This window comes from Thalassospira povalilytica, from assembly GCF_002844235.1.
Lineage (GTDB): Bacteria > Pseudomonadota > Alphaproteobacteria > Rhodospirillales > Thalassospiraceae > Thalassospira > Thalassospira povalilytica.
In genome coordinates this window covers 304,534-327,414 of sequence record NZ_PGTS01000005.1, presented here as the reverse complement: position 1 = coordinate 327,414, position 22,881 = coordinate 304,534, and the positions used below count along the sequence as shown (strand labels likewise).

The window sequence follows — 22,881 nt, the reverse complement described above, 5'->3', positions numbered from 1 at the left end:
CCCTTCGCCTGACTGGACAGGGCAGGGCCGAGCCGCTAAATAGGGCAGTCCGTCCGCCAACATGGCGGATGAATTTGTTCCGCGTTTTCCGGGTTGGAGAGATATGCAGACCGTTAACGATATCCGCACCACGTTTCTGGAGTTCTTCCGCAAGAACGGCCACGAAGTCGTTTCCTCCAGCCCGCTGGTGCCGCGCAATGACCCCACCCTGATGTTTACCAATGCCGGGATGGTCCAGTTCAAGAACGTTTTCACCGGTCAAGAGCATCGCGATTATTCACGCGCGACCACCTCGCAGAAATGCGTGCGTGCCGGTGGCAAACATAACGATCTTGAAAATGTCGGTCATACCGCCCGCCATCACACCTTCTTTGAAATGCTCGGCAACTTCTCGTTTGGCGATTATTTCAAGGAAAACGCGATTGAATTCGCCTGGAACCTGATCACCAAGGAATATGGTCTTCCCAAAGACAAGCTTCTGGTCACGGTTTATCACACCGATGACGAAGCCCATGGTCTTTGGAAAAAGATCGGCGGTCTGTCTGATGACCGCATCATCCGTATTCCGACCTCCGATAACTTCTGGTCGATGGGCGATACCGGTCCGTGTGGTCCGTGTTCGGAAATCTTCTTTGACCATGGCGATCACATTTGGGGTGGGCCTCCGGGCAGTGCCGACGAAGACGGCGACCGTTTCATTGAAATCTGGAACCTCGTCTTCATGCAGTATGAACAGATGGCAAATGGCGATCGCATTGATCTGCCCAAGCCGTCGATTGATACCGGCATGGGTCTGGAACGTATTGCCGCTGTCCTTCAGGGCAAGCACGACAACTATGACATCGATCTGATGCGCGCCCTGATCGAAGCATCGGCCGATGCCACCAACACCGATCCGGATGGTCCGCATAACGTGTCGCACCGTGTGGTTGCCGACCATCTGCGTTCGACCAGCTTCCTGATTGCTGATGGTGTTTTGCCGTCCAATGCCGGTCGCGGTAACGTTCTGCGCCGTATCATGCGCCGCGCGATGCGTCACCTGCACATGGTCGGCACCCAGGATCCGGTCATGTATAAACTGGTCCCGGCACTCGTCCGCAAAATGGGCGGGGCGTTCCCGGAACTGGTCCGTGCCCAGGCACTGATCGAAGAAACGCTCAAGCTCGAAGAGCAGGGCTTTAAAACCATGCTTGATCGCGGTCTCAAGATGCTTGATGACGCGACCGACGGCATGAATGAAGGTGCCACCCTTTCGGGCGAGGTTGCCTTCAAGCTTTACGACACCTATGGCTTCCCGCTTGATCTGACGGCCGATGCGCTCAAGGCACGCAAAATCGGCATTGATGAAGACGGTTTTACTTCCGCCATGGAAGAACAGAAGGCCAAGGCACGTGCCGCATGGTCCGGTTCGGGCGAAGCAGCCACCGAAGAAGTCTGGTTTGACATCAATGATCGTGATGGCGCGACCGAATTCCTTGGCTATGAAACCGAAACCGCCGAAGGTGTTATCACCGCCCTGATCAAGGATGGTGCCGAGGTCAAAACCGTATCAAAAGGTGACGAGGTTGCCGTTCTTGCCAACCAGACCACCTTCTTTGGTGAGTCCGGTGGTCAGCAGGGCGATGCCGGTGTGATCAAAACCGAAAAGGGTGCGATCATTGAAATCACCGACACCCAGAAAAAGCTCGGCGCGCTGCATGTGCATCTGGGCAAGGTTGTCGAAGGCGACGTTTCGGTAGGCGATGCGGCTGAATTCCGTGTTGATCATGCCCGCCGTTCAAGCTTGCGTGCCAATCACTCGGCAACCCACCTTCTGCATGCGGTGATGCGCAAGCATCTTGGCGATCACGTCACCCAGAAGGGCTCGCTGGTCGCACAGGATCGCCTGCGCTTTGACGTTTCCCATCCCAAGGCCGTAACCGCCGAAGAAGCCGCAATCATCGAAGCAGACGTCAACCGTCTGATCCGTGAAAACAGTGAAGTCACCACCCGTCTGATGACCCCGGACGAGGCGATTGAACTGGGTGCGATGGCGCTGTTTGGCGAGAAATATGGGGATGAAGTCCGCGTTGTTTCCATGGGCCTTCCCGAAAGCAACGAACATGCCTACTCGCTTGAGCTTTGCGGTGGTACGCATGTCAAACGCACCGGTGACATCGGCATGTTCAAAATCGTGTCCGAAGGTGCGGTTTCAAGCGGGGTTCGCCGTATCGAAGCCCTGACCGGTGCCGATGCTGCCAATTACATGGCAGCCCGTGAAAACGTGCTGGCAACGGTTGCTGCCGACCTTAAGGCCGTCCCCGAAGATGTCCCGGCACGCGTCAAGGCGCTTCAGGAAGAACGCCGTCGTCTGGAACGCGAGGTTTCCGACCTGCGCAAGAAACTTGCGACTGCCGGTTCCGGTGGTGCGTCGGGCGGTGATGCCTTCAAGGAAGTCAATGGCGTAAAACTGGCCCTGCGTTCGCTTGACGGCATTCCGGCCAAGGAACTCAAAGGCATGGTTGACGAACTGCGTGACCAGATGGGTTCTGGCATTGTTGCCCTTGTTTCGGGTGATGGTGGCAAGGCATCCATCGTGGTTGGCCTGACCGAAGACCTGACCGCGAAATTCAGCGCGGTTGACCTTGTTCGTATCGGGGTTGAGAAGCTCGGCGGCAAGGGCGGCGGTGGCCGTCCGGATATGGCGCAGGGCGGCGGTTCCGACCCGTCGCAGGCCGATGCCGCACTGGCCGCGATCGAGGCACATATCGCCGGCTGACGCGATCCGCGATCAAAAGTATGACGAATAAAAAGGGCCCCGACCGGGGCCCTTTTGTTTTGTCTGATGATTGCGATTTGGGCAGGGATTGTCGGGGATTGTCAGGGCGCCACATTGCGTTGTGAGCGAGGGCGGATGATTTGCCAGCCAAGGTTCATGCCTGCTGCGGCAATCAGGATGGCTATGGCGCCGATGATCTGAGCGGTATCGGGGCGATAGCCAAAAGCGATCAGGTCAACAATGATCGCCACCACCGGATAGATGAAGCTGAGCGATCCTTGCAGATGGGTCGGCAATTTCTGAACTGCGCCATACATCAACACATACATGATCCCGGTATGGACCACCCCGACCGTGATTAGCGAACCCCAGCTGATTGCCGTGATTGGCAGGTTTTCAAAATCGGCAAATGGCGCAAGCATCACAATACCGATACAGACCTGAACAAGCGCGATCAGATGGGGCGGGGTGCCTTTGAGCTTTTTGGTGATGATCGCCGCTGTCGCCCAGAAAAACGCCGCCCCAAGCGCCATCAGAATGCCACCGGCATAATCCGATCCGCCAAGGCCGCCCCGGGGTTTGCCAGAAATGATCAAAAGCAGACCGGCAAAGGCAATGCCAAGCCAGACGAATTTGTTGATGGTCAGTTTTTCACCGAAAAAGGCCGCACCAAACAACACCAGCATAAAGGGCTGGGTGTTATAAACCGCGGTCGAGACCGAGATTGAGGCCATCGAATAGGACTGAAACAGCATGTACCAGTTGGTGACGATGGCAACCCCGCCAAGGGCGGCCCAGCCCAGCATGCGCACATTCAAAAGCCCGCGCAAAAGCCCCATGGTCGCACAGATTACCAAAAGCGAAAGCGCCCCAAAGAAGCAGCGCCAGAAAACCACATCCATGGCCGGGCGGTCCGCCATCACAACAAACCAGCCAATGGTGCCCAAAATTGTCATGGCAGCCGTCATTTCGATCGTGCCGCGGACTTGTTCTTTCATCGGAAAGCTCCGTTCAGGAAATCATTTGATGGGATTACTTTCCGCTTTTTGGGCCGGGTTTTATATGGCTTGTGAAAGGTGAATTTGGCATGTAGCCTTTTTAATCAAGGCCGGATCGCCAATTTTGTGGAATTTGTAAAGTTATGGATGAGATCGATCAGAAGATTCTGAAAATCCTGATGCGTGATGCCCGGATTTCGCAAAAGGAACTGGCCGCCAAGGTCGGACTTTCCGCCCCCGGTGTTGCCGAGCGTGTCCGGCGGCTTGAAGAACGTGGGGTCATTCGTGGTTTCACCATTGATGTCGATCCCGAAGCCCTGGGATATCCGTTGCAGGCGATTGTGCGCATTCGGCCCTTGCCCGGAAAATTGCATATCGTGCAGCAACTGATTTCCGAAATTCCCGAATTTGGCGAATGTGACAAGGTGACCGGCGATGATTGCTTTGTCGCACGGCTTTATATTCGGTCGATGAAGGAACTGGACGGGTTGCTTGACCAGATTGTCGACAAGGCCGAAACCAACACTGCCATCGTCAAATCCAAGCCGGTCGAACGCCGGATGCCGCCACTTTCGCCGAAATGAGTGTGCGGCCTTGCACGAGGCATCCGGTGCCATACGCTAAACGCTAAACGCTAAACGCTAAACGCTAAACGCTATACGTCATGCGTCATGCGTCACGTGCGATGTGTGATGCCCACGGGTTGCCTGTGCGCACGGTGTTCTATGCCAGTGGCAGCAGGATATCGGTAACGGCCTGATGGTCCGGGACGTCGGGGAAAAAGGCGACGCGCTGGAAAACAAGCGGGAAGTCGCCGGGCGTTTCACCGCTTTGTGGCAACCAGTCGCGATAGAGCGCAAGCGCGCTGTCACCAAGTGTCTGGTCGCTTCCGACATGACGCAATTTCGCATATCGCCCGGCCGGAATTATCAGGGAATAAAGACCGGCTTTTTCATCCTCGGTTGTCAGGGGCCGTGTTGTGGCAACGCAAAGCCCCATGCGAAAATCATCGGGCGGCGTATCATCGGGATTGCACCAGACAATATTGAATGTCGCGTGTTTTGACGGATGCAGATGATGGATTTTGCGCCAGGCAATAAAACGTTGAATGGTTTCGCCGATGCGCGCAGGCGGGCCAACATGATCCAGACAGGCGGTGGGTGTTTCCGGGAATTCGATGATTGAAACGGCAGTGTGATCAGGGCTGGTCATCGTGTTTCTCCTGATTGTCTGCAACCCGTCATAAGGGGCCTGCCAATTGTCCCAATCGGTGGATTTGCGAAAGTCGCGCGGGGCGATCCCGTGGATCTGGCGAAAGGCGCGGGCAAAGGATTCCGGCCCCTCGTACCCGGCATCAAGGGCGATTTGCAAAACCGGGACATCTTGGCGAAAGGCCAGCATATGGGCGGCACGGCGCATCCGGATCAGGCGAATATATTGCCCGACATTCATCCCGTAAAATGCCGCAAATTGCCGATGGAAATGAAAGACCGAAAAGGCAGCAATGCCGGCCAGGGTTTCAAGCGACAGGGCCTTGTCATCCCGAATTTCGGGACTGGCATCAAGGCCGGTATCAAGACAGGTATCAATATGGGCAATGACCCGGTCAAAACGGCGGGCGATGTCTGATTTTGCCGGGACATTCATGATGGCGTGGCCTGACGGTTGCGATTTCTGATTACGGGCTTGATCCTGTGCCATCATGCACAAATCCGATGACCAATACCTGACCGATCTTGCGGATTTGTTTCGGGTGTTCGGAGATACGGGAATGTGGTCCTGTGCCGAGCTGACTGCATGTTGGTCGGGATGCTTCAGGAAACCGAATAATCATCTTTGGCCTGTTGTTGGCGCAAGACGCGGTTAACGGCGCGTTCGACGGCCTTGCGGTCAGTGGCGTCCGCAATATCGCGCGCAGCGGCCCGACCGATCAGGCGCGCATGTTCACGCAGGATTTCCAGATGTTTTGGATGTTTGGCAAGGCCGGTCAGGCTTTCAAGGACCTCTGCCATCGGCAACAGGACGTCGGGTTTGGCGCTGGCCGATTGGCGGATCTGGTTGAAGGCGGCGTTCATCATGCCGCCGAAATCCGACAGATGGGCGCAGATGCGTTCCTGTCCCTGATCATCGCGCCACAGTCCCATCGGATAATGGAAATCCATCGCCTGTGGCAAGGCACGACCGAGCCGATGGATCACGGCAATCGCGGTGAACGGATCATTGATCCCGGGGGAAAGGGCGCGCAAGGCGACCTCGACCAGTTGTCGCAGGGCAAATTCGATATCAAGCATGGCGGTGCGCTGACTGCCGATCATGATCTGTTGGGCGATGGCGTCATGTATTGCATCTGGTCGGGTGTCAGTAGGCTCGGTGTCGGAAGGCCCGGTGTCAGAGGGCTTGGTGCCGTTGTTTTCATCCTTGCCGATTTCACCGATAATATCACCGGCAATCACATGCTGTCCGGCGCGGACAGTCAGTGCGACACGAATATTGTGCTTGATGGCAACTTCAAGCAGGTCGTCATAATCAATGCCCTGCACATAGCCCGATTTTGCTGCCGTGATCGTGCGATCCGACGTGTTGGCACCCGCATCGGGCAGGGTGCAGCTTTCCGTGGCGGCATTGTCGATCGGCCCTGACAGGGTTTCAAGCGACGAGGAAATCGTTTCTTCAAGATTGGCGCCGACCTTCTGGATCACGTGATCGGCAACGATGGAACGTCCCAGATGATGGACAAACAAAATCAGCACAAACAGACTGACGACAAAAAGCGCAATGCCGGTCATGGCGGCGATCTGCGGGACCGCGCCATCATCGGTCTGCCCGCCCATCAGGACCAGGCCTGTAATCAGAAACAGGATCGTGCCGACGAAACTGCCCAATGCATTTTGGGTTTTGGGATCGCCCATGAAGTTGCGAATGGTGCGCGGCCCCAGCGACCCGGCCGCAAGGGTAAGCACCACCATGGTGACCGACAGCGCAAAGGTGGTCATCGTCACAAGCGTCGCCAGCAGCGTCGATGTCAGATCCTGGACCGTTTCAACCGTTTCAAAGCGCGGCCAGAAATCGGGCAGGCTGGCAATGATATCTTCGCCCGGTAACCGGATGGCCAACAGTGAAAGCACCGCACCGCCAATCGCATAAAGCAACGGGGTGAACCACAGGCTGTGGCCGACAAATTCCCATATTCGGATAAAGCGGTGAAACATGTGCCGTGATCCTGTTGTGAATGCGTGCCCGGGCGACAAATGCCGCCCGTCGGCAAAACCGGACCGGGACAGCGATCAACATATAAACGTCTGGAACTGTGGCCGGTTCCCGGTTTGCTGTTGTGCTGGTCCGGGTCGATATCGCGCAGATCATTTTTGCCGGTTATTGCGGTCAATGTCTCCTGACTTTTTGGGGGAATGACACCTATGCAAAAATCACGATTGCCCGTGTTTGAAAAATGAACCAAATTCGATTTTACGTCAAAAATGATCCAACGGGTAGAAGGCCGCATTGGCATGGTTGCGCAAAACCGCATGGAAAAACGCCAGCAACGCGAAGAAATGATCCTTGATGCCGCCGGGAAACTGATTTCAGAAGTCGGCTTTTTCGAGCTCAAGATGTCGGATATTGCGCGGGCCTGTGACATTTCGGTCGGTACCCTTTATGGCCATTTCGCCAGCAAGGAAGATTTGCTGATCGGGCTTGCGGTCATGGCCGGTGCCAAACGCGCCGAAAAGTTTGATATCGCGCGCAATCATGATGGCAGCGCGATTGAAAAATACATCATCGCCAATCTGCTGGATCTGGGTTTTTCCATCGATCATCCGCAATTGTTCGAGGCCGAATATCTTGCCCTTGCGCCGTCGGTCTGGAAACGCGCAACCCCGGCCCGCCATCAGGCCCAGCTTGATCAGATCAATGCCATCACCACGATGTTTCAGACCTTCCTGACCGAGGGGGAGGATGAACTTGGCATTGCCCCGGATATGACCAGCCGCAGCCGCAACCTTAACCTTGGCAGTTGGGGGCTTGGTTACGGGATCAATGTGCTGGTTCTATCTGAAATCACCGACCGTCATTATGGACAGGAACTGCGCAAGAATGCGGTCAGTATCCTGTGCGACGGTCTGGCCGATCTTATGATCGGGGCGGGTTGGCAAGTCGATGATGCCAGGGCCAAGGTCCGTGCCCTTGCCGCCACCTATGTCGATGCCCCCGGTTTTGACCAATGAATTGAACTAACTTCTATCGCCCTTTTGCCCACCAATAGCCCCTAACAATTGTCGCTTACCAGCGCAGCGCCCCACGGAGTTCCCCATGTCGCAAGAAAACAAGGCAATGTCGGCGGTCTTTTTGACCGTGCTGTTCGGCTTTGCCGGGTTCAGTTTGCCCTATCCGGTCTTTGGACCCATGTTCCTGAAACCTGAACTTGGTTTTCTTGATCCATCCATTCCCGAACAATATCGCACCATCCTGTTGGGTGTGGCCATGGCGCTTTATCCCATCGGGCAGTTTATCGGTGCGCCATGGCTTGGCCGGTTGTCAGACCGGGTTGGCCGCAAACCGGTTTTGATGGCATCGCTGTTCGGGGCGGCCAGTGGCTATATCGTTGTTGCCATCGGGGTGGCGAGCGCCAATTTGCCGCTGGTTCTGGTCGGGCGGTTTGTATCGGGCCTGTGCGAAGGCAATATGGCAATTGCCCAGTCGATTGCATCGGATATCAGCACCCCGGCAAACAAGGTCCGCAATTTCGGCCTGATCACGGTGGCGATCAATGTCGGCTGGATCGTCGGGCCGTTGATGGGGGGCTTTTTCTCGGACCCGTCCATTCATCCGTCCTTTAACGTGTCCTGGCCGTTCTTCTTTGCCGCAGGCATGTACGGCTTCAACCTTCTTGTCGTTGCGGTGGTGCTGCATATTCCGGAATATGCCCGCCGTCGCGGACGGACCAAGGATGATCAGGCGATTGCCGGACGAACTGTCTGGGCGACCCTGACCGATCCTGTGCTGTTGCCGGGCTACGCGGTTTCATTTGCCAGCTATTTCGCGATCTATCTGTTTTTCTGCTTCTTCGGGGTTTACCTGGTACAGACCAGCGATGTGACCAGCAGTTTCCTTGGCATGTGTTCGGCGATCATTTCGATCCCGCTTATTCTGGCCGGATTGACTGTGGAACGTGCGCAGCGCCCCTTGGGCCTTCGCGGGGTGGCGGCCCTTGGGCATATGTTGCTGGCCATCGGTTTGATTACCTTTGTCCTGCCTGACGGGCTGGTCTGGGTGTTTGTGCCGATGTGCATTGCTGCCTTCGGGATTGCATGGTGCGAAGTTACCACCAGCCTGTTCATTTCAAACGGGGCCGGTGCCCACGAGCAGGGGCAGGCATTGGGCATTTACCGGTCCGTGCACGTTTTGGCCGAAGCCGCAGCAGTTTTGACCGGCGGGGTTCTGGCCGGGCTTGATAATACATCGCCCTTTATGGTCGGCGGGATCGCGGCATTGATTTGCGTGATCGGCATTCTGGGCTGGGTGAAATCATCCGCCCTGATCCCGGCCCGTGCGGATGGCGCAGCCGAATAGACATCCGGAAAATGAAACGCCCGCATATCAATGCGGGCGTTTCCCATCAGATATCGGTCGGATCATGCGGGGCCAGTGCCGCACGCCGGATCAATGCCTGTGCAGTATCATTTTCCTGACGGTTTTTATCGGGCAGCTTTGCCACCTGATCGGCAAGGGCGCGGATATCGTCCAGATCTTCCATATCGCCACAGATTTCCATGACCCGCCCCCAGATCGCATCATGATCCATGCCGCCCATCACGGTAAGGGTGATGGCGCGGTTAAGGGTGGCTTCGCGGTGTTCGGGATCTTGCGACAGGATTTGTTCAAAGGTTTCAAAACCTGCGATCAGGTGACCTTCGCGCAGATTGATCACACCAAGATCGTTTGATGCGGTCAGTGATGATGGATCAATGCGCAGCAATTGTTCAACAGCGCGTCTTTCCCCTTCAAGATCGTCACTGGCGCGATAGCACGCCGCCATCAGCCGGTGAATGGTTTCCGATCCCGGACTGTGATGTGCCGCGGTCTGAAGGGCAGAAAGGGCATTGTCACTTTGATCAAGTTCAAGCAATGCCTGCGCGCGCAGGGTCAGAAGTTCCGGGTCGGTCGGTTTGGCGCGCAAAACGATGTCGACATGATTAAGCGCGTCGCGCGCATCACCGTTTTCAAGCAGGGCGCGTGCAATGTGATAGAGGCAATCGGCATTGTCCCCATCAGATTGCAGCACCGTGCGATATTCGCCGAGTGCTTCGGTAATCGAACCTTTTTCATGTAGGGCACGGGCCAGACCAAACCGTGCCTCAAGATTGTCCATATCTTCGCCAAGTGCCTGACGAAGCATATTGATGGCGGCGTTATATTGCCGCCTTTTCAAGGCAGCAAGCCCCATGTCAGCAAAGGACATGGCATTCATTTTTCGTCTCCTAATCCATACGAAATCCGTTCCCCGGATCATCAGATTTATCGATTTACGATGGGATTATAATGGCCGGGCCGGGCATTGCCACTATTATGTCATTTGGGAACTTTTTACGGCGATGGCACCTGCTGGTTGCAAAAAAGACAGGGCCCCGGAATTGTCCGGGGCCCTCCGCGATGTGCCATGTGAAATGTGCAATGTGCCGGAATGCGTGCCGGGCAGATCACGGCTTATGCAGCATTTTGATTTCCATGAAATCTTCAAGACCAAACAGACCGCCTTCGCGCCCGATGCCCGATTGCTTATAGCCGCCAAACGGGCTTCCCGGGCGGGGGAAGGCACCGTTGATACGGATCATGCCCGCACGCAGTTTGCGGGCAACGCGGTCGGCCTTGGCATCATCGGGGGTCTGGATATAGGCCGCCAGGCCATAGGGCGTGTCATTGGCAATTTTGATGGCTTCTTCCTCGGTGTCGAACGGGATCATGGCGACGACCGGGCCAAAGATTTCTTCGCGGGCGATGCGCATAGTGTTGTTCACATCGGCAAAGATCGTCGGTTTGACGAAATAGCCTTCATTCACCCCGTCGGGTTTGCCAACCCCGCCAGCCAGAAGGGTTGCACCTTCGTCAATGCCGGCCTGAATAAGGGTTTGCACCCGGTCAAACTGGATGTGGCTGACCAGCGGGCCGATATGATCGCCTTTGACCCGCGGATCGCCGACCTTGGCAGCATCGCCGACACGTTTGGCAACCTTGACGGCTTCGTCATAAATCGATCGCTGAACCAGCATGCGGGTCGGTGCATCGCAGGTCTGGCCGGAATTGTTGAAAACATCAAGAACGCTAAACGTGATGCGGTCTTCGACATCCACATCGTCAAACACGATGTTTGGCGATTTGCCACCCAGTTCCAGGGTAACGCGTTTGACGTTTTCAGCCGCATCCTTGGTGATGGCCTTACCCGCGCGGGTCGATCCGGTAAAGGACATCATCGCGATATCGGGGTGGCGTGAAAGTGTCGCACCGGCCACCGGACCCGCGCCCTGCACAAGGTTGAAAGCCCCGGCGGGGAAGCCTGCCTCGTGGATCATTTCGGCATAAAGCGTTGCATTAAGCGGGGTGAATTCGGATGGTTTGAGAACACAGGTGCAGCCAGTTGCAAGAGCCGGGATGACTTTCAGAACGATCTGGTTGATCGGCCAGTTCCAGGGCGTGATCAGGCCGCAAACCCCGATCGGCTCACGCAACAGCGTTTCCCCGTTATGCAGGGTTTCTTCTAGTTTGAGTTTTCGCAAAACATCAATGAAATCGGCAAGATGGTCGGTTCCGGCCGCGGCCTGCTGTTCATGGGCCATGGTTGTGGGCGCGCCAAGTTCGGCGGTGATGGTATCGGCGACCTCAGAATAGCGGCGCTTATAGATCGCAAGCAGATTTTCAAGCCAGCCAAGGCGCTGTTCGATGCTGGTCTGGCTATAGGTTGCAAAGGCGCGTTTGGCCGCGGCAACCGCAAGATCGACATCTTCTTCGCTGGCGAGCGTGATTTGGGTGATGACTTCTTCGGTGGCCGGGTTGATCACATCCATTTTCTCGGACGAAATCGGATCAATCCATTTGCCATTGATGTAAAATTTGCCTGCGTTTTCCATAGGAAGCCTTCCTGATCGTATGGGTGTATCTGGCGCGGTCTGATGCGGTCGGCATCAAACCGGTATCTTCAGGTCCGTTCCCTCAGCCAGCTTTTTATAATCTCGCGGTGGCGTTCGCCGCTGTAACTGGCAAAATGTCCGCCATGGACGACACGAACCGGCAAGTCATAAAGCCGTTCCATCGATCGCACGTAATCCTTTGCATTCGCATGATAAGTGTCTTCGATCAAAGGTCCATCATAAACAATATCGCCCGAAAACAGGATGCCGGTCGATGCTTCCCAAAGGGCAATGCCGCCCGGCGAATGGCCCGGTGTGTGGATGACTTCGAAATGCCGGTCGCCAAGATCAATCACGTCGCCATCTTCGACAATCCGGGTCGCCGGGGCGGCCTTGACCGCATAGGTGGTCGAGGCATAGGGAAGCGGTGGCAATTTGGTAAAGATCTCGTCCGTGACATAGGGATCGGCAAGGGTGTTTTGGCGCGTCGGGTTGGCAAGAAGGTTTGCCTCGCAGCGATGGCAGATGCGGTTTTCAAATTCGTGATGGCAGCCGATATGGTCAAAATGCGTATGGCTGGCGACCGCCTGAACCGGGCGTTCGGTGACCAGCGGTACCCAGTCGGTCAATGACACCACACCCATGCCGCTATCAACCAGCATGTCACCATCGCGCCCGCGAATGTGCCAGATATTGCAGCGATAAAATTCCTCGATAAACGGTTCACCGATATAGGTGACATCATCGCCAACGGATTTGGTGCTGTACCAGTCTTCGGGTTTGGCATGTTCAAGGGTCATGATGCCACGGTCTCCTGCGGCCGGGCGGGGGTGGCGTGACCGGGCAGAATTACCACCGATGACGGATCAATGGTCAGGTCAATCCATGCGCCGGGCTCGATCATTGCCGATTGCGGCATATGGGCGGTGATCGTCATGTTGGGATAATCAGCCGGACTTAGATGCGCACGGTGATGGGTGCCAAAAAACGACCCGTCTTCGACCTTGGCAGCGCCAAGCATGATGCGCGGGCCGGCCCCCGTACTGGCGCGGAAATGTTCGGGGCGAATGGCCAGGGTGATTTTCTGTCCGGCGGAAATGGCCGGATCGGCCAGTGCCGTTTCGGGCAGTTTGACCGCGCCCAGAACCGTATTGATGTGAATGCCGTTATCGGTTTTGGCATCAACCGTGCCGGGAATGAAATTGACCTCGCCCATGAAGCTTGCCGAAAACACGGTTTTGGGCCGCATATAGATTTCTTCGGGACGACCGACATCTTCGATCTTGCCTGAATTCATCACGACAATGCGGTCGGCAATTGCCATGGCTTCTTCCTGATCATGGGTAACATGAACAAAGGTGGTACCAACGCGTTTCTGGATGGCTTTCAGCTCATCCTGCATCTGGCGGCGCAGTTTCAGATCAAGCGCGCCAAGCGGTTCATCAAGCAACAGCACATCTGGTTCAACCGCAAGCGCACGGGCAAGGGCAACGCGCTGGCGCTGCCCACCGGAAAGCTCGTGGGGCTTTTTGGATGCCGACGCCTTAAGCCCGACCATCTCAAGAAGTTCTTCGGCCCTGGCATGGCGTTCGGCCTTGCCGACCTTGCGCATTTTAAGGCCAAAGGCGACATTGTCGCGCAAGGTCATGTGCGGAAACAGGGCGTAATCCTGAAACATCGTGGTGGTCGGGCGTTTGGATGGGGCCACGGACCCCATATCGCGCCCGTTAATTTCAATCACCCCGCGGGTTGGTGACAGAAACCCGCCCAGAAGCGACAGCAAGGTGGTCTTGCCACAGCCCGACGGGCCCAGAAGAACGATGAATTCACCCGCCGCGATTTCAAGGCTGACGTCATCAAGTGCTGTAAAATCGCCAAAGGTTTTGGTGGCATTGCGAATGGAAACAGAGGCGGTCATTTCTTTGCCGTCCTTCTAAAGACAATCAGTTCAAGAATAAGCAGCAGCGCAACCGATACCAGGAAGACAACGCTTCCGACCGCGTTGGTTTTCGGGTTCAGGCCCGATCGCAGCATGCTCCAGATTTCAACAGGCAGGGTGACGTCAAACCGTGACAGCAGAAACGCGATGATAAATTCGTCCCAACTGAACGTGACCGACAGGAAAAATGCCGCCAAAATCGATGGCATCAACATCGGGGCAGATACCTGTGTCATCACCTGCCATTCAGCCGCCCCAAGATCGCGCGCGGCCCGTTCGATGTTTTTTTGATGATCGCCCATCGATGCATAAATGATGGCAAAGCACAGCGGCAAATTGATCACCACATGCCCGATGCCAACCGTCCACAGCGACAGGGAAACCCCCACCCAGTTAAAGGTCGACAGCAAACCAAGGGCGATGATCAGGTAGCTGACCGTCATCGGTGCCACCAGAAGCCCGCGCTGAAGCCGGGATGCCGGAAGAACAAAGCGCGCCAGCCCGTAAGCGGCACAGAAACCGAGCACACAGGCAACAAGTGACGACCCGATGGCCACCATCAAGGAATTGCCAAGGGCGGACATCAGTCGACTGTCAGCAAAAACCTCGCCATACCATTTAAGGGTCGCGCCGTTAAATGGCGGGACGGGAAGGCGCCCGTCCTGAAATGAAAACAGCACAAGGACCGCGACCGGCAAAAAGATAAAGCCGTAAAGAACCGCCAGATATGCCCAGGAAGCGATTTTGGAAATGCGTGAAGAGATCATTTTATGTTCTCTCCATCTTGAGCCAGCGCGCACAGGCAATATAGGCCAGCGTCACCACCGCCATCAGAATGATCGACAGCGTTGCCGCCATCGGGAAATCGGCCCGTCGGCCCAGTTGCAACATGATGACCTGTGGCAGGGCCAGTTCATTATTGCCGCCCAAAATCTGGGGCGTGATGTAATCGCCGATACACAGCACAAATGTCAGAAACGCGCCAACCATGATGCCCGGCAAGGTCAGCGGCAAGACCACATGCCAGAAAACCTGAAACCCGTTGGCGCCCAGATCGGCCGCCGCCCGGCGATAATTTGGCGGCATCTGCACCAGATTGGCATAGATGGTCAGGGTCAAAAGCATGACAAAGAAATGCACGAACCCGATCACGGTGGCGGTGCGCGTGCTGGCCAGTTCAAGCGGTTCGGCAATCAGGCCGATATGCAAAAGCGCGTTATTGATCACGCCGTTTTTGGCCAGAACCAGAAGCCAGGAATAGGACCGCACCACATAGCTGGTCCAGAATGGCAGGATCGCCAGAATCAATGCCATGCGCTGCCATTTTTGCGGGACGCGCTCGGCAATGATCCAGGCCAGCGGATAGGCAAGGATCACGGAAATGATGGTGACGGTAAACGTAATTTCCAGCGAGACAAAAAGCCCCTTGAGCAGATGGGCCTTTTCAAAAAACGTAATGTAATTATCCAGATTCCAGGCCATCACGATGTCGCGGCCCTTGCGGGTGGCAAGGCTGATCGCGGCCATGACAACAAACGGAATGACGAAAAACGCGACCGTCCACAAAAGTGCCGGGGTGACAAATCCCCATGCGCGGCGATTTTCGCGTGTTTCAAGGGTGGCTTGGGCCATCACGGTGTCCTTTGTCGCAACACAGGCAGTTTGCCCGGTTACCGGTCTTGGTGTCGTGGAAGGTTGGTCGCCGTTTTGGCAAGCTTAGCAGAACCATTGCCCCGCAAAAAGCGGGGCAATGGCGGGTGGCAATAAGCAAGGGATGCTTACTGCTGGAGCATCTCGACCCAGGCATCCTGCATCTGGGCGTCCAGATCGGCATCCGGGATCGGATAAAGCTGCGAGTTTTTCAGATATTCGGGCTGATCATCCCAGCGAAGGGCTGCTTTTTGCGCATCGGACAGGTTTTCCCCTGCCTTGGAATTGGCGGGCATGCCCCAGTAACAGGACGATGTCGCAAGACGCGCCTGACCTTCGGGGCTCAGGATGTATTGCACGAATTTCAGCGCCAGGTCGGGCTTGGCAGATTCCTTCATCACGCCGATCGACTGGGCCCAGCGCAGGCCGCCCTGTTTCGGGATGACCCAATCAAGGTTCGGTTTGTCTTCGGACAGAACCGCCGTGATCCATTCACCACCACCCACAAGGATATCGACCTCACCCGTGGCCAAAGCCGTCTGGGAGGAAACCACTTCGCCAACCTGTTTGGAGACCTTTTTCATCGCAAACAGCTTTTCCTTGATGGCGTCCATATCGTCCGCCCCAAGATCGGCCGTATCAATGCCAAGTCCCAGCCCGACAAGGCCGATAACCGGCAGGTAATAATCATAAATCGCGATGCGTCCGGCATATTTGTCCGACCAGATCACGGACATATCTTCCATGTCCTTGGGGTCGACCTTGGTCTTGTCGAACGAAATGGTGTTGTAGCCGAACTTTTCGGTAACGGCATAGGTTTTGCCATCAACCACATTGTTTTCGGCCATCACGACTTCCGGGAAAAGATCGGAAGTCGGAAGGGCATCGGCCGGAATTTCGGCCAGAAGATCCATTTCAACCGCACGATGGACATCAACGCCGTCAATCACGAACACGTCCCAGTCCCCCGGGCGGGATTGTTCGATGATCGAAAGGCCCGCACCCGTGCCTTCATATTCCTTCAGATTGACTTTGACGTCGTATTTCTTTTCGAACGGTTCGATCAAGGCCGGGTCGGTATGATCGCACCAGACAAGCGCGTTGAGTTCTTCTGTGGCCTGTGCGCTGTTTGCAACGGCAATGGCACCAAGCAAAAAGGTTGCGGCACCGCCTAAAAGCTTATTGCGGGTTTTCCCCGTGGAAACGTGACGAAACATAGGCTCTCCCTGATTTCATATTGAGGCCTCCCTTTTATTGGGTAACTCGGCACTCATTCTGGCACCGTTGAAAAAATATTGAACGCGTTCATTTTTTGAGTCAATGTAATTTTTGAACCCGTTCAGTTTTCCGGAGTGACCATGTCAGGTCTGCGCGCCCAGAAAAAAGCCGATAAAAACCGCCGTATTCTCGAGGCGGCGACAACGCTGTTTCGCAAGGTCGGCTATGACAGTGCCCGCATCGAAGACATTGCCGAAATGGCCGGGGTATCGGTCGGAACGTTTTATAATTACTACAAAAACAAGGGCGACATGCTGATGGCGACGGTCTCGATGGAGGTCGAGGAAGTGCTGGCAGCGGGCGAGGGGATCATTGCCAAAAAGCATGATCAGGTCGCATCGGCCCTGTTTGATCTGATCGGTAAATATTACGACCATTCCCTGACCTATCTGTCCAAGGAAATGTGGCGAACGGCGATGTCGCTTTCCATTGCTCAGCCCGAAACCCCGTTTTCCAAACGCTATACCGCGCTTGATCACCGGCTTTCCAAACAGGTCTGCGACCTTTTTCGGTCGTTGCAGGATCGCGGCATTGTTCGCAAGGATGTCGATTGCATGGCACTGGGCGAGCTTGTCTTTAACAATGTGAACATGATGTTCATCGAGTTTGTCAAAGACGAGGACATGGATGTTGATGGCCTGAAGGCAAGCGTGGCAAAGCAAAATTTGCCTGTGGCATCGCTGATATCTGTTGGTGCGCACTGACCTGCCATTAAGTTTGTCCGGTAAATCATCTGCCTTCTCCAATGCATCGCATTGGCGGATGGGCGCAGATTTCCATACCGATTTCGGTGTTATCCGCGCCTGACCGGAAAATTTTCGCTAAATCAATTCGTTATCCCGGCCTTCGGAGCACAGCCAATTTCCTTTGCATGTTTTGCGCGAAATCGTGAATTATCTTGCTAATATAAATAGTTGCCCCTAAAAAATAGATATTATTCAAGGGGGTACTTATGCAATGTCTCTTTTGGCAGTTGTAAAAGAGCATGTTGTGCGTCGCGTGAAAGCGGCATCATGCATGCAAAGCATGTCCGGTCGCGGTGGGGATTTCGTCCGGAACTTGTTTGTTCTGACAATATTTTGTCTTGTTGCCGACCTCGGCATGGCGCCAAGCAGCGTTCATGCCGCAACCGTTACTTGCACCGGTGCCGCGGCCGATAACCCGTCAACCGTAACATCTGTTCTTTATTCTGCTGCGGGCAAGACGTGCACCATTGCCAATACTACGCAAACCCAGAACACAGGTGATATTCTGTTTGTGTCATCTGGCGGAGTCAATAACGCCCAATTCTTTGGCGATAGCAGTTTAGATGGGATACCGCAGCTTACAGATCATCTCGGATGTACCATCGGTGATTTGGGTACGGTTACGGCCGGCGGGTCATGTAATGACGGGTCTGTGGCCAATGGAACCTATGCAAACACTCTTAAGGCCAATGTTTCCGCCGGTGTTGTCGCCACAATGACGGTAAACTTTACGGTTTCCGGGACTGACGTTGATATTACCTCTGCCAGTGTTTCGCTCCCTGATGACGAATCATCATCTTCGTCATCGAACGAATCTATATCCCACGAATTGCAGGCTTCTGTGTCGCGGTCTCAGGCGACGGTTGTTGGCAAGAATTTCGAGGCACGCGTTCTTGCCATTTCGCGGGCCTCCGCCACGGGTGGTGTCGCAGCACCCAATACGGGTGGTGTGCCTGCTCCGACGACCGGTGATCAACCTTCGTCCAGCAGTTTCTCGGGCCATACCGGTTCGACGACCCTGGCCAAGCCAGCGATGGTCATGAAGTCGCGTGGCACCTCGCTGCGTGAATTGGCCATGCAGGCCTCATTTGACAGCTCGCAAACCACGCTGTCAGCGGCCGGTGATGCAAACGCGGGCGATGATCCGCTGCGCGGGATCGAGCAAAGCCTGGGTCTGCTGGCACAGCAGGGTTATACGGTCTGGGGACACGGGTCTTATACCTCGGTTAACAATGACCGGAACAATGCCACGGGCGACAGCCGCTATGACGGGGATGTGTGGGGCTATAATCTGGGGTTTGATGTGCGTTTGCGCCCGGAACTGGTCGGCGGTATCTCGATGGGATATTCGCAAACGGCCCTGACCACGACCTATAATTCCGGTTATTACGATGAAACCAACTGGACGCTTTCGCCCTATATTGTCTATCAGCCGGCCGCAGGCGTGACGCTTTCGAGCATTATTGGCTACAGCCTTGGCGATATTGACCTTAGCCGCGATAGTTCGGTCACAGGCGATACAGAGTCAGATATGTGGTTCGGGTCGCTCAGCGGGGCATATGCCATGCGTCCGTCAGAAGCATTGCCACTGGATGTGACCGTTAATGTCAGCTTCTTGGCGGCGCGCAAAACCGTTGATGCCTATACCGAAAGTGACAGCACACAGGTTGGCAAAACCGTGTCCAACACCCGCCGCCTTAAACCGGGGATCGAGGCGGCCTATAGCTTTGATGCCGCAGAGACAATCTTGCAACCATTCGCCAAAACAGATTTCGTCTATGACATGACCGACGAAACAAACGGGGACAAGACGGCATTCAATCTGGGCGGGGGGCTTCGCATCATATCCGGTGCAACCGGGCTTTCCGGTTCTATCGAAGGTGAACAGCAATTGGGCACCGATGATTATAGCGAATACACCATTGGTGGCCTGATCGCGTATGCATTTAGCGTCAATGGCAGCGAGGGCGCTTCACTTGGTGTCGTTTCGCCCTATGTTCGCAGCAACTTCACCCCCGACAGCGGTCAGACATTCGGGACCGGTTTTACCTTCACCGCCGAAGATGACGCATTTAGCACCGAAGTTAACCTGACCCACACCAATGCGGTTTCGTCTCGCGAAACAGTCGCAGAGATCAATATCACTCTTGCATTCTAGGGGCGGGGCATCTCAAACCGGTATGTTTGATACAGACGCATCTTTGACACCGGCGGCGTGAAATACGTTGCCGGTGTCAGCAAGATGATTGCGCGCCGGGGGCTTTTGAGTGCGCACACATCGCACAGCCACACAACTGCGCGCAAACACCTCCGAGGTTAACCTGACCTGATTTATGACGCTGGCAATCCGATACATGGCCTTGGGCCGAAGTCGCCCGTCAGAATGCGCTGGCGGTTGTGGTGCCGGTTTCACGCGGTGGTGGCGTGGATTGATCAGGGTTAAAAGCGTTACGTGAATACAGGCAGCGGCTTTCGTTTTTATCCCCTGATCCTAGTCGAGAAATTCCGTTTCGATCCGTTCGGCATTGGCCCGTGCCCAACGAATAACAGCTTCAGCATTTTCGGTTTTCTCTTTGGGAGAGAATGCGCGCGGTAGCGAGATTTCTTCGCCTGTTTCATAGCCAGGTGCCATTTCGGCGGCGTCCTGCCGGTAGTCAAAGCCATACTCGACAACCAGGAATTTATTGCGCCGTGTGATGCGGAATTCGGCGCTGATCATGTCATAGGGGCGATCAACATCCATCGCGTAAAGATTGCTTGTGCCGACTTTCACAAAATCATCGAAATTGGCAAAGGCACTGATGGTTTTCTTTTTGACGCTAAAGCAGCTCTGATTGCCCAAATCGACATTGGCATTGGTCTGGTGATACAGCAAAGTCACATTTGGATTACAGAAGGACGAAGAATAGAACGAATATCTGATCGGAACGCTGAGCGGGCTGGAGATGGTGATAAAACCGCGCAAAAACTTCTGATCGTCAATCCGGCCCAAAACCATGTTTCCGAAAGGATGGTAGTTGTTGTTGCGGTAAAGTTCGTTGGCAAGAACAGTCCAGTCACCGGGCGGCAGTACCACATCGCCTTGTGGCATGGTTACTTTGTCCTGCACCACTTTCCCGACTGGAAAATCGTTCTGGAACTGGTTGTCGACTGTAGCAAGGCAGGCTGAAAGCAGCATCGCAAGCCCGATCGCCAGTAATTTCGTTTGCATCGTTTGTTGTCCCCTGATCCTGTTTTCCCAGATACTAATGCCATGAAAAGAAATAAAAAACTGTCCAAACGGGCAGGGTGAAGACAGGTGTATTGTCGTCCGGGGAACATGGAACGCTGATGCTTGACGTGACAGTAGTCACAAGTAACCCTGTCCGGGAATGATAACAACATCAACAATATGATCGTTTGGCACGTATGTGATCTGGCGACAATTTTGGTAAGGACAGGTTGGGGATGGGACGGATGGACGAACAGGCCGGAGACGGTTTTGGCTTTGTATCGGGCCATGAACCGGATGCAGATATTGGTGAGCTACGTCTTGCCGACGGGGATTTGTTCGAATTGCCCGGTGTCAGCGGGCGTCTTGAACGCATTGATTTTAGCAATGGCATTTGTTTGCACCGTGCGGAGCTCAATGTCCGCGATGATTCCAGATTTGATGTGCAAAATGCCTTGCCACCCGGATGGCTGGCGGGGTCGGTTAACATTCTGGGGCGTCACGATTTTGAATGTCCGGATGGCCAGAAACAATCCATGTCGCCCGAAACCGGATTGATGATGCGGGTAGACCCGCCCGGCACCCGATATTTCCTACCCGGTGGGCAATTGATCCGCCATGCCGGGGTGACCATTGACCTTGATGCATTACGTGCCCGATTTGGTGACGGGATGCCAGATGCCTTAACGCCGTTTCTTTCTGATAGTCACGATGTAATTGATGTCAGACCGCTTGCCCTGAACAACAAGATCAGAAGTATCGTCAGTGCAATGTTCTCGGCGCAAATGACCGGTTTGGGCCGCAAGTTCAAGCTTGAAGGTTTATCGACCCTGTTTCTGGCTGAGATGATTGATGCCTATTGCCTGCTGTGCGAAGGCAGTGAAAAGACGCCGGAACCAAGTGTTCTTGAGCAGACCGTCACGGAAGAGGCAATTTCAAAGATCACCAATGATCTGGCCGCACCGCTTTCCGTTGCGCAACTTGCAATTGCCGCAGGCATGACCGAAAGCCGGTTGAACAGCTTGTTCAAGTTGGAAACCGGCAAGACATGCGCTGATTTCGTCCGTTCCAAACGTATGGAGCGGGCCAAGGAGCTTCTGGCAACTGGTGATAGCAACGTCAAACAGGTCGCAGCCGCTGTCGGGTTTAACCATGTCAGCAATTTCTCACGATCCTATCGTGACTGGTACGGCGAAAGCCCCGCTCAGGCACTTAACCGCAGCAGCGGGTGATTGTGGTTCTGGGGTTCCCGCATATCTTTGCCCTCTTGCTCAAGTCGCTTTAACCCCCTAGGTTAACGTAAACGTCAACTTATGTTGCAGGGCAAAAATGAAGTTTCAGGGTACGGAAAATTACGTCGCAACCGAAGATCTGATGGTGGCGGTCAATGCCGCGATCACGTTGCAGCGTCCGCTTTTGGTCAAGGGTGAACCCGGTACCGGCAAGACGGTGCTGGCCGAAGAAATTGCCAAATCACTTGGCAAAAAGCTGATCACCTGGTCGATCAAATCCACCACCCGCGCCCAACAGGGGCTTTATGAATATGATGCGGTTTCGCGTCTGCGCGACAGCCAGTTGGGCGATGAACGCGTTCATGACATTGCCAATTACATCGTCAAGGGCAAGCTGTGGGAAGCATTCGAGGCCGAGGGTGAAGCGCCGGTTCTGCTGATTGACGAGATCGACAAGGCCGATATCGAGTTTCCCAACGATCTGTTGCAGGAACTCGATCGCATGGAATTCTTTGTTTACGAGACCCAGCAAACGGTCAAGGCGACCAATCGCCCGATCGTGATCATCACGTCAAACAATGAAAAGGAATTGCCAGACGCGTTCCTTCGGCGTTGCTTCTTCCATTACATCCGCTTCCCTGATGCCGATACCATGGCCGAGATTATCGAGGTTCATTATCCCGGCATCCGGAAACGTCTGGTCGCCGAGGCGCTTAACCTTTTCTATGACATCCGCGAGGTATCGGGGCTCAAGAAAAAGCCGTCAACGTCCGAGCTTCTGGACTGGTTGAAGCTTCTGATGGCCGAGGACCTTCCGCCCGAGGCCCTGCGCGCCAAGGATGCCAAAACAGCCGTGCCGCCCCTTCATGGGGCGTTGCTTAAAAACGAGCAGGATGTGCATCTGTTTGAACGGCTGGCCTTCATGGCGCGCCGCGAAGGACGTTAGATG

The 22,881-nt window shown here is 54.9% G+C and carries 19 protein-coding genes; 8 read left to right on the top strand and 11 right to left on the bottom strand.

From position 1 onward, the window contains the following. Nucleotides 1-103: 103 nt before the first annotated feature. Nucleotides 104-2,758, top strand: a complete 2,655-nt coding sequence (gene alaS / locus CU041_RS15140) for an alanine--tRNA ligase (RefSeq protein WP_101247551.1) — start codon at nucleotides 104-106, stop codon at nucleotides 2,756-2,758. Between the two features lie 101 nt (nucleotides 2,759-2,859). Here alaS and CU041_RS15135 read toward each other — a convergent pair whose 3' ends face one another. Continuing rightward, on the bottom strand, nucleotides 2,860-3,756 hold the full coding sequence (locus CU041_RS15135) for a DMT family transporter (protein ID WP_101247550.1): 897 nt from the start codon (nucleotides 3,754-3,756) through the stop codon (nucleotides 2,860-2,862). Nucleotides 3,757-3,899: 143 nt separating this feature from the next. Between CU041_RS15135 and CU041_RS15130 the strand changes: the two genes are divergently transcribed. After that, complete coding sequence (locus tag CU041_RS15130) at nucleotides 3,900-4,340, top strand: Lrp/AsnC family transcriptional regulator (protein WP_068517488.1); 441 nt, start codon at nucleotides 3,900-3,902, stop codon at nucleotides 4,338-4,340. Between the two features lie 139 nt (nucleotides 4,341-4,479). On the opposite strand, the gene CU041_RS15125 is transcribed toward CU041_RS15130, so the two are convergent. Both CU041_RS15125 and CU041_RS15120 read right to left on the bottom strand, forming a co-directional pair. Next, a complete protein-coding gene (locus CU041_RS15125; protein WP_233433126.1) occupies nucleotides 4,480-5,457 on the bottom strand; it encodes an AraC family transcriptional regulator in 978 nt (325 codons plus the stop codon). A 113-nt stretch (nucleotides 5,458-5,570) separates the two neighbouring features. Continuing rightward, on the bottom strand, nucleotides 5,571-6,965 hold the full coding sequence (locus tag CU041_RS15120) for a DUF2254 domain-containing protein (protein WP_101247549.1): 1,395 nt from the start codon (nucleotides 6,963-6,965) through the stop codon (nucleotides 5,571-5,573). Between the two features lie 267 nt (nucleotides 6,966-7,232). Here CU041_RS15120 and CU041_RS15115 point away from each other — a divergent pair, with 267 nt between their 5' ends. Then, the gene (locus CU041_RS15115; protein WP_101247548.1) at nucleotides 7,233-7,979 is read left to right on the top strand and encodes a TetR/AcrR family transcriptional regulator; all 747 of its coding nucleotides are present in this window, start codon (nucleotides 7,233-7,235) and stop codon (nucleotides 7,977-7,979) included. An 85-nt stretch (nucleotides 7,980-8,064) separates the two neighbouring features. Beyond that, nucleotides 8,065-9,324, top strand: a complete 1,260-nt coding sequence (locus tag CU041_RS15110) for an MFS transporter (RefSeq protein WP_101247547.1) — start codon at nucleotides 8,065-8,067, stop codon at nucleotides 9,322-9,324. A 46-nt stretch (nucleotides 9,325-9,370) separates the two neighbouring features. Here CU041_RS15110 and CU041_RS15105 read toward each other — a convergent pair whose 3' ends face one another. The 7 genes from CU041_RS15105 to CU041_RS15075 form a co-directional block, all read right to left on the bottom strand. Then, complete coding sequence (locus tag CU041_RS15105) at nucleotides 9,371-10,222, bottom strand: tetratricopeptide repeat protein (protein WP_101247546.1); 852 nt, start codon at nucleotides 10,220-10,222, stop codon at nucleotides 9,371-9,373. A gap of 229 nt (nucleotides 10,223-10,451) precedes the next feature. After that, nucleotides 10,452-11,876, bottom strand: coding sequence for an aldehyde dehydrogenase family protein (locus CU041_RS15100; RefSeq protein WP_101247545.1), 1,425 nt, complete (start codon nucleotides 11,874-11,876; stop codon nucleotides 10,452-10,454). Between the two features lie 68 nt (nucleotides 11,877-11,944). Continuing rightward, entirely contained in the window at nucleotides 11,945-12,676 is a 732-nt protein-coding gene (locus tag CU041_RS15095; protein ID WP_101247544.1) for an MBL fold metallo-hydrolase, read from the bottom strand. Then, nucleotides 12,673-13,794 (bottom strand): ABC transporter ATP-binding protein, encoded by a 1,122-nt coding sequence (locus tag CU041_RS21075; RefSeq protein ID WP_101247543.1) that lies wholly within the window; start codon nucleotides 13,792-13,794, stop codon nucleotides 12,673-12,675. The genes CU041_RS15095 and CU041_RS21075 overlap by 4 nt, the downstream gene beginning before the upstream one ends. Next, nucleotides 13,791-14,582 carry an ABC transporter permease gene (locus CU041_RS15085; protein ID WP_101247542.1) on the bottom strand — a complete coding sequence of 264 codons (792 nt, stop codon included), beginning with the start codon at nucleotides 14,580-14,582 and terminating at the stop codon, nucleotides 13,791-13,793. The genes CU041_RS21075 and CU041_RS15085 overlap by 4 nt, the downstream gene beginning before the upstream one ends. 1 nt (nucleotide 14,583) lies before the next feature. Then, the gene (locus tag CU041_RS15080; RefSeq protein ID WP_101247541.1) at nucleotides 14,584-15,447 is read right to left on the bottom strand and encodes an ABC transporter permease; all 864 of its coding nucleotides are present in this window, start codon (nucleotides 15,445-15,447) and stop codon (nucleotides 14,584-14,586) included. A 146-nt stretch (nucleotides 15,448-15,593) separates the two neighbouring features. Then, nucleotides 15,594-16,682 (bottom strand): ABC transporter substrate-binding protein, encoded by a 1,089-nt coding sequence (locus tag CU041_RS15075; RefSeq protein ID WP_101247540.1) that lies wholly within the window; start codon nucleotides 16,680-16,682, stop codon nucleotides 15,594-15,596. A 141-nt stretch (nucleotides 16,683-16,823) separates the two neighbouring features. Here CU041_RS15075 and CU041_RS15070 point away from each other — a divergent pair, with 141 nt between their 5' ends. Then, complete coding sequence (locus CU041_RS15070; protein ID WP_101247539.1) at nucleotides 16,824-17,447, top strand: TetR/AcrR family transcriptional regulator; 624 nt, start codon at nucleotides 16,824-16,826, stop codon at nucleotides 17,445-17,447. A 397-nt stretch (nucleotides 17,448-17,844) separates the two neighbouring features. Further along, a complete protein-coding gene (locus CU041_RS15065) occupies nucleotides 17,845-19,647 on the top strand; it encodes an autotransporter outer membrane beta-barrel domain-containing protein (RefSeq protein WP_170310260.1) in 1,803 nt (600 codons plus the stop codon). A 333-nt stretch (nucleotides 19,648-19,980) separates the two neighbouring features. Here the strand turns inward: CU041_RS15065 and CU041_RS15060 are convergent, their stop codons facing one another. Next, nucleotides 19,981-20,700: a hypothetical protein gene (locus tag CU041_RS15060; RefSeq protein ID WP_068517501.1), complete on the bottom strand. Its 720-nt coding sequence runs from the start codon at nucleotides 20,698-20,700 to the stop codon at nucleotides 19,981-19,983. Between the two features lie 245 nt (nucleotides 20,701-20,945). Between CU041_RS15060 and CU041_RS15055 the strand changes: the two genes are divergently transcribed. Both CU041_RS15055 and CU041_RS15050 read left to right on the top strand, forming a co-directional pair. Continuing rightward, nucleotides 20,946-21,932, top strand: coding sequence for a helix-turn-helix transcriptional regulator (locus CU041_RS15055; RefSeq protein WP_170310259.1), 987 nt, complete (start codon nucleotides 20,946-20,948; stop codon nucleotides 21,930-21,932). 97 nt (nucleotides 21,933-22,029) lie between these two features. Further along, nucleotides 22,030-22,878 (top strand): AAA family ATPase, encoded by an 849-nt coding sequence (locus CU041_RS15050; RefSeq protein ID WP_101247536.1) that lies wholly within the window; start codon nucleotides 22,030-22,032, stop codon nucleotides 22,876-22,878. Nucleotides 22,879-22,881: the final 3 nt, after the last annotated feature.

Excerpts from the sequence above, each read along its gene's own strand:
- alaS (WP_101247551.1), top strand. The coding sequence starts at position 104 with ATGCAGACCGTTAACGATATCCGCACCACGTTTCTGGAGTTCTTCCGC.
- CU041_RS15135 (WP_101247550.1), bottom strand. The coding sequence starts at position 3,756 with ATGAAAGAACAAGTCCGCGGCACGATCGAAATGACGGCTGCCATGACA.
- CU041_RS15130 (WP_068517488.1), top strand. The coding sequence starts at position 3,900 with ATGGATGAGATCGATCAGAAGATTCTGAAAATCCTGATGCGTGATGCC.
- CU041_RS15125 (WP_233433126.1), bottom strand. The coding sequence starts at position 5,457 with ATGGCACAGGATCAAGCCCGTAATCAGAAATCGCAACCGTCAGGCCAC.
- CU041_RS15120 (WP_101247549.1), bottom strand. The coding sequence starts at position 6,965 with ATGTTTCACCGCTTTATCCGAATATGGGAATTTGTCGGCCACAGCCTG.
- CU041_RS15115 (WP_101247548.1), top strand. The coding sequence starts at position 7,233 with ATGATCCAACGGGTAGAAGGCCGCATTGGCATGGTTGCGCAAAACCGC.
- CU041_RS15110 (WP_101247547.1), top strand. The coding sequence starts at position 8,065 with ATGTCGCAAGAAAACAAGGCAATGTCGGCGGTCTTTTTGACCGTGCTG.
- CU041_RS15105 (WP_101247546.1), bottom strand. The coding sequence starts at position 10,222 with ATGAATGCCATGTCCTTTGCTGACATGGGGCTTGCTGCCTTGAAAAGG.
- CU041_RS15100 (WP_101247545.1), bottom strand. The coding sequence starts at position 11,876 with ATGGAAAACGCAGGCAAATTTTACATCAATGGCAAATGGATTGATCCG.
- CU041_RS15095 (WP_101247544.1), bottom strand. The coding sequence starts at position 12,676 with ATGACCCTTGAACATGCCAAACCCGAAGACTGGTACAGCACCAAATCC.
- CU041_RS21075 (WP_101247543.1), bottom strand. The coding sequence starts at position 13,794 with ATGACCGCCTCTGTTTCCATTCGCAATGCCACCAAAACCTTTGGCGAT.
- CU041_RS15085 (WP_101247542.1), bottom strand. The coding sequence starts at position 14,582 with ATGATCTCTTCACGCATTTCCAAAATCGCTTCCTGGGCATATCTGGCG.
- CU041_RS15080 (WP_101247541.1), bottom strand. The coding sequence starts at position 15,447 with ATGGCCCAAGCCACCCTTGAAACACGCGAAAATCGCCGCGCATGGGGA.
- CU041_RS15075 (WP_101247540.1), bottom strand. The coding sequence starts at position 16,682 with ATGTTTCGTCACGTTTCCACGGGGAAAACCCGCAATAAGCTTTTAGGC.
- CU041_RS15070 (WP_101247539.1), top strand. The coding sequence starts at position 16,824 with ATGTCAGGTCTGCGCGCCCAGAAAAAAGCCGATAAAAACCGCCGTATT.
- CU041_RS15065 (WP_170310260.1), top strand. The coding sequence starts at position 17,845 with ATGGCGCCAAGCAGCGTTCATGCCGCAACCGTTACTTGCACCGGTGCC.
- CU041_RS15060 (WP_068517501.1), bottom strand. The coding sequence starts at position 20,700 with ATGCAAACGAAATTACTGGCGATCGGGCTTGCGATGCTGCTTTCAGCC.
- CU041_RS15055 (WP_170310259.1), top strand. The coding sequence starts at position 20,946 with ATGGACGAACAGGCCGGAGACGGTTTTGGCTTTGTATCGGGCCATGAA.
- CU041_RS15050 (WP_101247536.1), top strand. The coding sequence starts at position 22,030 with ATGAAGTTTCAGGGTACGGAAAATTACGTCGCAACCGAAGATCTGATG.